This window comes from Micromonospora sp. NPDC048843 (assembly GCF_040649965.1).
Classification (GTDB): Bacteria; Actinomycetota; Actinomycetes; order Mycobacteriales; family Micromonosporaceae; genus Micromonospora; species Micromonospora hortensis.
The window spans coordinates 25,521-36,170 of sequence record NZ_JBEZGJ010000065.1 but is presented as its reverse complement, the minus strand read 5'-3'; the positions used below and the strand labels follow the sequence as shown (position 1 = coordinate 36,170).

Sequence of the window (10,650 nt, the reverse complement as noted above, 5' to 3'; positions counted from 1 at the left end):
TTGCCGGTCCCGGGCCGGCCGACAGCGAGGCACAGTCGACTTGATGCCACACTGTCATCAAGATGACTCAGAGGCATCACGCTCGTTGGAGACACCGCTCGTCGCGCTTCGACGATGCGACCGTTCGGCGGGGGACGTCGACCGGGCACGTCAGCCGGGAGCACGTCGGCGGTCAGGCCGGCTGGGCCGGAGGGGCCGACGACGTGAGCCGCGGCCCCTCCGCTGTCAGGGGGTCAGGGGATCAGTCGGTCAGGGCAGGGTCCACTTCTGGTTGGCCGCGTTGAGGCAGGTCCAGAGGTGCACGACGGTGCTGTCGGCGGAGTTGTTGCCGGAGACGTCCAGGCACTTGCCCGACGACGGGTTGCGCAGGGTGCCGTCGGAGGCGGCAGCCCAGTTCTGCGCGCCGCTGCCGTTGCAGGTCCAGAGCTGGATCTTGGTGCCGTCGGCGGTGCCGCTTCCGGAGACGTCCAGGCACTTGCCGAGCGCCTTGATCGTCGAGTTCGGCGTCACGGTCCAGGTCTGCGCCGTGCTGCCGTTGCAGGTGTAGAGCTGGATCTGGGTGCCGTCGGCGGTGGCGGCGTTGCGCACGTCCAGGCACTTGCCGGCGAGACCCTTGATCGGGCCGACACCGGTGCCGCCCCCACCGCCCTTCACCAGTGTGAAGTCGTCCAGGTCGAAGAGCCCCGTGCCGCTACCGGTGAAGGTGAGGTAGAGGTTCTGGGTGCTGGACGGGACGTTGGACAGCGCCGTGGAGACGTTGGCGTAGGTCGTCCAACTGCCGGTGTTGGGCACCGCGACAGTGCCGAGCACCGGGCCGGTGGCCGAACCGGTACGCACCTGGATGGCGCCACCCGCGCCGCCGGAGACGACCCGGGCCGTGAACGAGGTGACCCCGGCCAGGTTGACCCCGTTGTACGCGGCCCAGTCACCCGGGTCGATGTAGCCGACGGTCTGCCCGCCGTTGGCGCCCGCCTTGGTGAACGCGGAGACACCGTTGGCCGAGCTGAACGCCTCGGCCTGGATCGTGCCGGTGGGCGGCGGCGTGGTGCCCAGCTCCTTGATCCGGATGTTGCGGAAGGAGGCGTCGTCACCGGTGCCGTGGTTCTGGATGCCGATGTGACCGGCCAGCGAGCGCACCGGGTTGGTGTTGGTGAAGTCGTTGATCTTCACCCCGTTGAGGAAGATCTGCAGCCGCTCGCCCTCGACCAGCAGCTCGTACGTGTTCCACTCCCCCGCCGCGTTCAGCGCCGCGTCACGGGCGGCGATGTCGGCGGACTTGTAGGTGTAGACCGCGCCGGTGGTGCGGTCGGCCGCGTCGGTGGCGTCGATCTGGATCTCGTACCCGTTGTCGACCGCCGACCAGGGGTCACTCGACGGTGGGAACCCGATGAAGATGCCGGAGTTGTCGTCACCGGCCAGCTTCCAGTCCATCTTCAGCGAGTAGTTGGTGAACTGCTTGGCGTTGTACCAGTACAGTCCCATGCCGCCGACCGAGGTCAGGGTGGCGTCGGTGTTGGTGAAGCTGCCCGGGCCGGCCTGTGACCAACCGGCCGTCGAGCCGTTGAACAGCGGGGTGTAGCCGGTCTCGGGCCGGCAGTCGGCCTTGCTCCGGCCGGAGGCGTACCGGATTCCGCCGAGCAGGTGGTTCCGGAAACCCGCCTCCGCGTACGACGCCTGGGTGTGCCCCGCGCCGGTGTAGAAGGACCGGCCGCCGCTGTAGCTCTTGCACCAGCTCAGCGGGTGGTCGGCGCCCATCCCGCCGCCGGAGTACGACGACTCGTCGAGGGTGGCCAGCACGTGGGCGCTCGACCGGGCGTTGGTGCGGTAGTTGTACCACTCGTCGGTGCGGGTCCAGGTCTGCGGCAGGTGAGCGGTGGCCGCGTGGCCCCGGTCCTCCACCTTCATGTTGGCCTGCTGGATCGCGGGGTGCGAGGCGAACCACGCCCCCACGAGGTTGCCGTAGAACGGCCAGTCGTACTCGGTGTCGGCTGCGGCGTGCACACCCACGTATCCGCGGCCGGAGCCGATGTACGACTCGAAGGCGGTCTGCTGGCTGGCGTTGAGCACGTCGCCGGTGGTGTTGAGGAAGACGACAGCCTCGTACTGGTTGAGGTTGCTCGTGGTGAACGCGGCGGCGTCCTCGGTCGCGGTGACTGTGAAGTTGTTCCCCGCGCCCAGGTCGCGGATGGTCTGGATGCCGACCGGGATCGCGTCGTGCCGGAAACCAGCGGTCTTGGAGAAGACCAGCACGTCGTACGGGGCGTCGGCGGCGCTGGCCGGGGTGGCCGGGGTGGTGCAGGCGATGACGGCGAGTGCGGCCATGGCCGCACCGAGGACGGGTCGCAGGCGTCTGCGCATATCGCTCTCCTAATTGCGGTTAGGAGGGGCCCCTCGCCTCACACTAGGCGCTGTCGAAGGGCCCCTCCCGCCAGCTCAGGGCAGGGTCCACTTTTGGTTGGCGGCGGCGGTGCAGGTCCAGAGGTGGACCACCGTGCTGTCAGCGGAACTGTTGGCGGAGACATCGAGGCACTTGCCCGACGACGTGTTGCGAAGCGTGCCGTCGGCCTGGGCGGCCCAGTTCTGCGCGGCGGTCCCGTTGCAGGTCCAGAGCTGGATCTTGGTGCCGTCGGCGGTGGCGCCGCCCGACACGTCCAGGCACTTACCCAACGACTTGATCGTGGAGTTGGGGGTGACCGCCCAGGTCTGCGCGGCACTGCCGTTGCAGGTGTAGATCTGGATCTGCGTGCCGTCGGCGGTGGCGGCGTTGCGCACGTCCAGGCACTTGCCGCCGAGGCCCTTGATCGCCCCGGCCCCACCGGCCGGGGGCGTCCCGGTGACGAAGGTGAAGGCGTCCAGGTCGTAGAGCGCCCCGGTGCCCGACCCGGCGAAGGTCAGGTAGAGCGTGGTCGTGCCGGTCGGCGGGTTGCTGATCGTCCCGGTGACAGTGGTGAAGGTTTCCCAGCCGCCGGTCACCGGGACCGTGGCCGAGCCGAGCACGGTGCCGGTGGCCGAGCCGGCCCGGACCTGGAGGGTGCCACCGGCGCCCGCCGAGGAGACCCGGGCGTTGAACGAGGTCACGTTGCCCAGCCGGTACGGCTGGAACGCGATCCAGTCACCGTTGTTGATGTCGCCGACGGTCTTGCCACCCTCGGCCGGGGTCTTGCTGAACACGTTGACCCCCGACGAGGTGCCGTAGAACTCGGCCTGGCGGTGCCGCGGCGGCAGCGTGTGCTGGGTGTGCGTGGTCAGCCCACCGGCGTCGGTGTACTCGGCGTCGAAGATCGCGAAGATGTTCGCCGCGTCGTCGTGCTCACCGTCGACCGGGATGGTGATCGAGCCCGAGCAGCCGGTCTTCGAGGTGATCTGGTGCCCGTGCTGGTCGTGCCCGAGCACGTAGGTCATCTTGACCTTCGTGCAGTCGATGGTGCCGTCCTCCGGGTCGGTCACGGTGATGCTGTATGCCACCGTGTCTCCGAAGCCGAACAGCTGACCGTTGCCCGGGTTGTTGATCGTGACGGTGGGCGCGGTGTTGCCGACGCTGATCTGCACGCTGCTGCTGCCGGTGGCGCCCTGCGGGTCGCGCACCGTCAGCGTGGCGGTGTAGGTGCCGTTGGCGCTGTAGGTCTTCGTCGGGTTGGCGGCGGTCGAGGTGGTCCCGTCACCGAACGCCCACGAGTAGGTCAACGCGCCGCCCTCGGGGTCGGCCGAGCCGGCCGAGGAGAACGTCACAGCGAGCGGAGCCGCGCCGGAGGTGCGGTTGGCGCTGGCCTTCGCGGTGGGCGCCCGGTTGCCGCCGCCGACGTAGTCGAAGCGGTAGAGCGCCGAGTTGGCGTCACCGTTGAAGTAGCCGGTGCCGTAGTCGAGCACGTAGTACGCGCCGTCCGGGCCGAACGCCGAGTCCATCACCTGCTTGCCGACCCAGGGGAAGGTGTCGATGGTGCCCCGGGAGCCGTCGGAGTTGACGTGGATCGGCTTGATCCAGCCCCGGCCGAACTCGGTGGCGAAGAACTGCCCGTCGAACGACTGCGGGAACTTGGTGGTGGAGGTCGACGAGGCGTTGTACCGGTAGACCGGGCCGCCCATCGGCGACTCGGAGCCGCCGCCGAACTCGGTCGGGGTACCGGCGTCGCCGGCGTACCGGATCCAGGCCGGCTGGGCCGGCGGCAGGGTGGTCCGGCCGGTGTTGCGGAACGAGTTGTTTGTCGGCCCGCCGGTGCAGTTGTACTTCGCGCCGCTGGCGCTGGTAGCGAAGTCGAACTCGTTGTACGTCTCGGTGCTGGTGTTGGTGCCGGTGCAGTACGGCCAGCCGTAGTTGCCCGGTGCCGCGACCCTGTTGAACTCCACCTGACCGGACGGCCCGCGGGTGGAGCTGGTGGAGCCGGCGTCCGGCCCGTAGTCACCGACGTAGACCACGCCGGTGGCCTTGTCCACGCTGATTCGGAACGGGTTGCGGAACCCCATCGCGTAGATCTCCGGCCGGGTCTGGGCCGTGCCGGGGGCGAACAGGTTGCCCGACGGGATGGAGTACGTGCCGTTGGCGTTCACCTTGATCCGCAGGATCTTGCCACGCAGGTCGTTGGTGTTGCCGGCGCTGCGCTGCGCGTCGTACGCGGGGTTGCGGTTGGTCCGCTCGTCCAGCGGCGAGTAGCCGGAGGACTCGAACGGGTTGGTGTCGTCGCCGGTGGACAGGTAGAGGTTGCCGGCGGCGTCGAAGTCGATGTCTCCACCGACGTGGCAGCACACACCCCGGCTGGCCGGGACGTCGAGCACGTCGACCTTGCTGGACTGGTTGAGCGTGAAGTCCGAGTTGAGGGTGAACCGGGAGAGCCGGTTGACGCCGTTCCAGGCCGAGAAGTCGGTGCCGGTGGCCGGCGCGTCGCCGCCGGGGGTGGAGAGCGGCGGCGCGTAGTAGAGGTAGATGTAGCGGTTGCTGGCGAAGCCCGGGTCGATCCCGACGCCCTGCAACCCCTCCTCGTCGTGCTGGTAGACCGACAGGGTGCCGATCACGGAGGTGGTGCCGTTGGCGTCGGTGCGGCGCAGGGTGCCGTTGCGGGCGGTGTGCAGGACCGAGCGGTCCGGGAGCACCGCCAGCGACATCGGCTCACCCATGTCGGTCACGCCGCGAGCCAGCTCGACCTGCTGAAAGTCGCTGGCGACGATCGTGTGTGCCTGGGCGGGGGCCGAGCCGGCGGCGAAGGTGACAGTGCCGGCGGCGACCGCCAGCAGCAGCGCGGATCCGGCGGAGAACCATCGTCGGGACCGTTGTCTCGGAGCGTCCTTCATGGACATTTGTGCTGTCCCTTCCTGACGTGTGACTGCCAGGCCGGGCGCGCGCCGTCGCGCCGGATGCCGTAGCGGTGGTGGGGGGGTCGATGGGTTACCGCGCCGCCGGTTCACCTCGACGAAACATTGTCGTGTTGGTCACGACACTAAGTCGCACGTGTCGATGTGTCCATACCTTCCGGCGGTTCAGCATCAACTTTTGTCGATTTGATCGAAAGTCGCCGGTCAGGCGCGTCGGTCGATCGCCTGCCCGGCCAGCGCAACCAGGGCCGCGCGGGCCTCGTCGGCCACCATGGCGTTCTGCAGGGCGGAGAGCGCGGCCTCGGTCCGGACCCGGATCATCTGCTCGATCCGCTCCCGCGCGCCGGTCGCCTCGATGATGTCGCGCAGCTCCGCCGCGCCCTCGGCGTCCAACGCCGGGTTGCCGAACAGCTCCCGCAGCCGGATGGTCTGCGGCCGGTCGGCGGCGCTGCGGGCCAGCGCCATCATGACAGTGGGCTTGCCCTCACGTAGGTCGTCCAGGACCGACTTCCCGGTCACCGCCGGGTCACCGAACACGCCCAGGACGTCGTCGCGGAGCTGGAACGCGTCACCCAGCGGGTCACCGAACTCGCCCAACGCGGCGATCAGCTCCGGCCCCGCGCCGGCCAGGGCCGCACCGATCTGCAACGGCCGGGTGACCGTGTACCGGGCAGCCTTCATCCGGATCACCGTGAGCGCGCTGGCCACCGAGCCGTCACCCACACCCGAGACCAGGTCCAGGTACTCCCCCGCGATCACCTCGGTACGCATCAGCGCGAACACGCCGTAGCCCCGGTGCACCTGCTCGGTGCTCAGCCCGCACTCGTGGAACATCTGATCCGACCAGGCCGCGCAGAGGTCCCCGCAGAGCAACGCCGTGTTTCGGCCGTACGCCTCAGGGTCACCGCGCCACGAGGAGCGGGCGTGCAGGTCGGCGAAGAGCCGGTGCACCGACGGCTCACCCCGACGGCGGTCGCTGCCGTCCAGGATGTCGTCGTGGATCAGCGCGAACGCGTGGAACAGCTCCAGGGCCGCCGCCGCCACCACGATCGGGGTGCCGTCGGCCGCCCCCGCGCCGCGCCAACCCCAGTAGCAGAACAGCGGTCGTAGCCGTTTGCCACCGGCCAGCACGAACCGTTGCAGCGCGGTGAACACGCCGCGCGGCGCTCCGTCCGGCCAGTCCGGGCCCTGCCGGCTGAGAAACCCGGCCAACTCGGCGTCGAAACGCGCCCGCAGCTCGCTGGCGTCGGTGGGCGCGACGGTGACCGTCATGAACCCTCCCCCGACCCGCCGGCACCGCCGGGGCTCAGCCCGGCCAGTTCCAGCAGCAGCGCCTTGACCTCGGTCGCCGCGATCTTGTCCCGGGCCGCTGTCGGGTCGGAGCAGAGCAGCACCGGGCCGTCCGCCGGATCGTCCGGCAGTCGCCCGTGCGAGCCCCGTACCGCCCGCGCGCCGGCATCGAGGCCGACAGCGCTCATCAGGTACCGCATGCCGAGCTTCTTGCGGGCCAGCGCGACCCCGGCCCGAGCCTTCGCGGCACCGGGGTTCGCCGGGTCGAAGAACAGCTCCGCCGGGTCGTAGCCCGGCTTCCGGTGAATTTCCACCAGCCGGGCGAAGTCCGGTGCCTGGGCGTCGTCCAGCCAGTAGTAGTAGGTGAACCAGGCGTCCGGCTCGGCCACCAGCACCAGCTCACCGGCGCGCGGATGGTCCAGTCCGTGTGCGGCCTTGCCCTCGGCGTCGAGCACCTCGGCCACCCCGGGCAGGCCGGCGCAGAGCTTCGCCACCGCGGGCACGTCGGCCGGATCCTTGACGTAGACGTGCGCGATCTGGTGATCGGCGACAGCGAACGCCTTCGACGTCCACGGGTCGAGGTACTCCATGCCCGCCTGGGTGTGCACCCGCAAGAGGCCCTCGGCGCGCAGCAACCTGTTGACGTCCACCGGCCGGGACACGTCGGTGATGCCGTACTCCGACAGCACCACCACTGTGGCGTCCCGGGCCCGGGCGGCGTCCAGAAGGGGGCCGAGCACCGCGTCCAGCTCGGCTGCCGCCGCGGCGGCCTGGGCCGACGAGGGACCGAAGCGTTGCAGGTCGTAGTCCAGGTGCGGAACGTAGACAAGGGTCAGGTCGGGTGACACGTCGGCGAGGATCTGCTCGGCCGCCTGGCAGATCCACCGCGACGACGGCAACCCGGCGGTCGGCCCCCAGTAGGTGAAGAGCGGGAAGGTGCCCAGCCGCCCGGTGAGCGCGTCGTGCAGCTCCGGCGGGTCGGTGTAGCAGTCCGGCTCCTTACGACCGTCGGCGTAGTAGACCGGGCGGGGTGTCACCGTCCAGTTGACGTCGGCGCCCATGGCGTACCACCAGCAGACGTTGGCCACCGTGTAGCCCGGTTCGGCCCGGCGGGCGGCCTGCCAGAGCTTGTCCCCGCCGACCAGCGCGTTGTGCTGCCGCCACAGCAGCACCTCGCCCAGCTCGCGGAAATACCACCCGTTGCCGACGATCCCGTGCCCGCTGGGCTGCTCGCCGGTGAGGAAGGTGGACTGCACCGAGCAGGTGACGGCGGGCAGCACCGTGCCCAGCTCGGCCCGGAAGCCGCCGTCGGCGACTCCCCGCAGTCGAGGCATGTGGGCCAGTAGTCGGGGCGTCAACCCCACCACGTCGAGGACCACCAGTCGCCGGCTCATCGCGTCACTCCCATACTCACGGTTCGCTCTGCGGTCAGGCCGAGGCCGACCAGTTCGTCCCGGGCGAACGCCAGCTCCGCGGCGATGCCGGCGGCCAGCTCCGCGTCGGTGCCGGGCCGTCGGGCGGCCGGCAGCACCCCCCAGGTGTACGTCTCGACGTCGAGGTGGTCGCAGCCGGCCGTCGGGCCGTCGAAGAGCGCTCTCAGGGCCGCGCGAAGCACCGGCAGGGTCGAGCCGAGCGGCTCCTCGGGTGGTGCGTGCAAAGGCACGTGGTAATGCACCCGCCACGGCCCGGGCAGCGCCCGGTCCAGCGCCTCGTCCAGGTCGTCGGCCGCGTACGCCGGGTCGGCCGGGTCGGCCACACCGGCGCAACCGGCGCCCCGGGTCTGGTGCAGGAAGCGCGGCTCCACCCAGCGGCGCAACGCCTCGGCCCCGCCCTCCGGGTCGGCGGCTTCGACGGCGGCGGAGACCTGCACCTTCACCACCGGCAGTCCGGCCGCCCGCAGTCGGTGCAGCGCCTCGGCCGGCTCCTCCCAGGCGCAGGCCAGGTGGGCGAGGTCGACGCAGACACCCAGCCGTTCGGTGTCCATTCCGGACAGCAACGCCGCTGCCTGACCGGTGCTCTCCACCACACAGCCGGGCTCCGGCTCGAAGGCGACGCGCACCTCACGGCCGGTGTCCCGCTGCACGTCGGCCAGGCCGGCGGCGAGCTGGTCCAGCCGGCGCCGCGCCGCGTCGGCCCGGTCGGTGTCCCACGGTGAACGCCAGGCCAGCGGCAGCGTGGAGATCGAACCTCGAGCGGCGTCGTCGGGCAGCAGGTCGGCGAGCACCCGGGCCAGGTCGAGGGTGTAGGTCAGGCGCTGCTCGGTGGTCCAGTCCGGGTGGTACACGTCCTGCTTCACCACCGGGGCCTGGAAGGCCGCGTACGGGAAGCCGTTGAGGGTGACCACCTCCAGGCCGCGCGCGTCCAGCTCGCTGCGCAACCGGCGGCGTAGCGTCGGGTCGGCGGCCAGCTCGGCGGCGACCGGGGCGGCCAGCCACAGGCCGAGCCCGAGCAGATCGCTGCCGAGCGTCTCGCGGACCGGCACCGCGTAGGTGTCCAGTTGACCGAGGATGCCGGCCAGGTCCTCGGCCGGGTGCACGTTCGTGCAGTAGCTCAGGTGGACGGTCTCACCGCCGGCATGTCGCAGCCGCATCAGCTACCGCCGCGCAGGATCGAGTTGCCGGTCTGCGGGTCCACGGCGGCGGCTGCCTCCAGGTCGCTGAGGTCGAGCCGCCCCGACTGCCCGTAGAACTCCACCGGGTTTCGCCACAGCACCTTGTCGACGTCGTCGTCGCTGAAGCCGGCAGCGAGCATCGCCTCGCCGGTGGCTCGGGTCAGCAGCGGGTCGGAGCGCCCCCAGTCGGCTGCCGAGTTGACCAGCATCCGATCCGTGCCGTACTCCCGCAGCAACTCCACCATCCGCTGCGGGGTCATCTTGGTGTCCGGGTAGATGGAGAAACCCAGCCAGCAGCCGCTGTCGCGGACCAGCTTCACCGTCACCTCGTTGAGGTGGTCGACGACCACCCGACCCGCGTCGATGCCGGACTCGGCGACCACGGCGAGGGTCCGCTCGCAGCCGCGCGCCTTGTCCCGGTGCGGGGTGTGCACCAGCGCCGGCAGGTCGTACGCCACAGCGAGGGCGAGCTGCGCCGCGAACGCCTCGTCCTCCTCGGGCGTCATCGAGTCGTACCCGATCTCGCCGACCGCCACCACCGCGTCCTTGTCCAGGTAGCGGGGCAGCAGGTCGAGGACCGGCCGGCAGCGCGGGTCGTTGGCCTCCTTGGGGTTCAGGGCAATGGTGGCGAAGTGGCGCACCCCGAACTGCCCGGCCCGGAACGGCTCCCAGCCGATCAACGAGTCGAAGTAGTCGGTGAACGAGGCGGCGCTGGTGCGCGGCTGGCCCAGCCAGAACGCCGGCTCCACCACCGCGCGCACTCCGGCGGCTGCCATCCGTTCGTAGTCGTCGGTGGTGCGCGAGGTCATGTGGATGTGGGGGTCGAAGATGCGCATTCACGCCTCCTGGGGCAGTGCGGCGGTGAGCCGGTGGAGCAGGTCGTTGGCGTCGGCGGGCAGCTCCCGGCCGGCGGCGTGCCGTTCGGCGGCCAGCGCGGCCAGCATCGCGGTCAGCTCGCCGTCGGCCCGGGTGTCCAGGTCGGCCACGGTCGCCAGGGGGACGCCACTGAAGACGCACTTGAGCACCGCCTGCCGCCAGGCGGCCTGGTCGAGGTGCCGGGCGTACGGGCCGAGCGCGGCGGCGACCAGCCGGGTGTCGTTGGTCCGGATCGCGTCGTGCAGCAACGGAACCCCGTCGGCGCCGATCGGCAGCAGTGGCAGGGCACGCAGCACGGCTCGTCGCTCGGCCGCGTCACCGTGCTGGTAGAGGCGCTCGGCGTACGCCGCGTGCTCGCCGGGCAGGCTGGTGAGCAGCAGCACCCGGGCCGCGTCGTCGGCGGTCCAGCCGGGGGCGTCGGGCAGCGCGGCCCGTCCGCAGCGTCGGCCGGCGGCGGGAAAGAGCCGGGTGATCGCGGTGGGCTCGGTGCTGAGCCGGCGCAGGGCCGTGTCCAGCCATTCGGGATCGGGTACGCCTCCCAGCGCGGCCCGTAGTGAATCCGGTGTCAT

General features: G+C 70.8%; 7 protein-coding genes. All 7 read right to left on the bottom strand.

All coding sequences use genetic code 11. The annotated features are described in order from the left end of the window. Positions 1-249 precede the first annotated feature (249 nt). Positions 250-2,358, bottom strand: coding sequence for a ThuA domain-containing protein (locus tag AB0C20_RS17055; protein WP_357181487.1), 2,109 nt, complete (start codon positions 2,356-2,358; stop codon positions 250-252). Between the two features lie 75 nt (positions 2,359-2,433). Then, the gene (locus AB0C20_RS17050) at positions 2,434-5,289 is read right to left on the bottom strand and encodes a PQQ-dependent sugar dehydrogenase (protein ID WP_357181490.1); all 2,856 of its coding nucleotides are present in this window, start codon (positions 5,287-5,289) and stop codon (positions 2,434-2,436) included. Between the two features lie 219 nt (positions 5,290-5,508). Then, positions 5,509-6,576 carry a polyprenyl synthetase family protein gene (locus AB0C20_RS17045; RefSeq protein WP_112675806.1) on the bottom strand — a complete coding sequence of 356 codons (1,068 nt, stop codon included), beginning with the start codon at positions 6,574-6,576 and terminating at the stop codon, positions 5,509-5,511. Further along, on the bottom strand, positions 6,573-7,988 hold the full coding sequence (locus AB0C20_RS17040) for a nucleotide pyrophosphatase/phosphodiesterase family protein (protein WP_210783903.1): 1,416 nt from the start codon (positions 7,986-7,988) through the stop codon (positions 6,573-6,575). The genes AB0C20_RS17045 and AB0C20_RS17040 overlap by 4 nt, the downstream gene beginning before the upstream one ends. After that, positions 7,985-9,184 (bottom strand): metabolite traffic protein EboE, encoded by a 1,200-nt coding sequence (gene eboE, locus AB0C20_RS17035; protein ID WP_357568325.1) that lies wholly within the window; start codon positions 9,182-9,184, stop codon positions 7,985-7,987. Before eboE ends, AB0C20_RS17040 begins: the two co-directional genes overlap by 4 nt. Further along, positions 9,184-10,041 carry a TatD family hydrolase gene (locus AB0C20_RS17030; RefSeq protein WP_357181497.1) on the bottom strand — a complete coding sequence of 286 codons (858 nt, stop codon included), beginning with the start codon at positions 10,039-10,041 and terminating at the stop codon, positions 9,184-9,186. The genes eboE and AB0C20_RS17030 overlap by 1 nt, the downstream gene beginning before the upstream one ends. Continuing rightward, a complete protein-coding gene (locus AB0C20_RS17025) occupies positions 10,042-10,650 on the bottom strand; it encodes an EboA domain-containing protein (RefSeq protein WP_357568324.1) in 609 nt (202 codons plus the stop codon). It lies immediately after the preceding gene.

Excerpts from the sequence above, each read along its gene's own strand:
- AB0C20_RS17030 (WP_357181497.1), bottom strand. The coding sequence starts at position 10,041 with ATGCGCATCTTCGACCCCCACATCCACATGACCTCGCGCACCACCGAC.
- eboE (WP_357568325.1), bottom strand. The coding sequence starts at position 9,184 with ATGCGGCTGCGACATGCCGGCGGTGAGACCGTCCACCTGAGCTACTGC.
- AB0C20_RS17055 (WP_357181487.1), bottom strand. The coding sequence starts at position 2,358 with ATGCGCAGACGCCTGCGACCCGTCCTCGGTGCGGCCATGGCCGCACTC.
- AB0C20_RS17050 (WP_357181490.1), bottom strand. The coding sequence starts at position 5,289 with ATGTCCATGAAGGACGCTCCGAGACAACGGTCCCGACGATGGTTCTCC.
- AB0C20_RS17040 (WP_210783903.1), bottom strand. The coding sequence starts at position 7,988 with ATGAGCCGGCGACTGGTGGTCCTCGACGTGGTGGGGTTGACGCCCCGA.
- AB0C20_RS17025 (WP_357568324.1), bottom strand. The coding sequence starts at position 10,650 with ATGACACCGGATTCACTACGGGCCGCGCTGGGAGGCGTACCCGATCCC.
- AB0C20_RS17045 (WP_112675806.1), bottom strand. The coding sequence starts at position 6,576 with ATGACGGTCACCGTCGCGCCCACCGACGCCAGCGAGCTGCGGGCGCGT.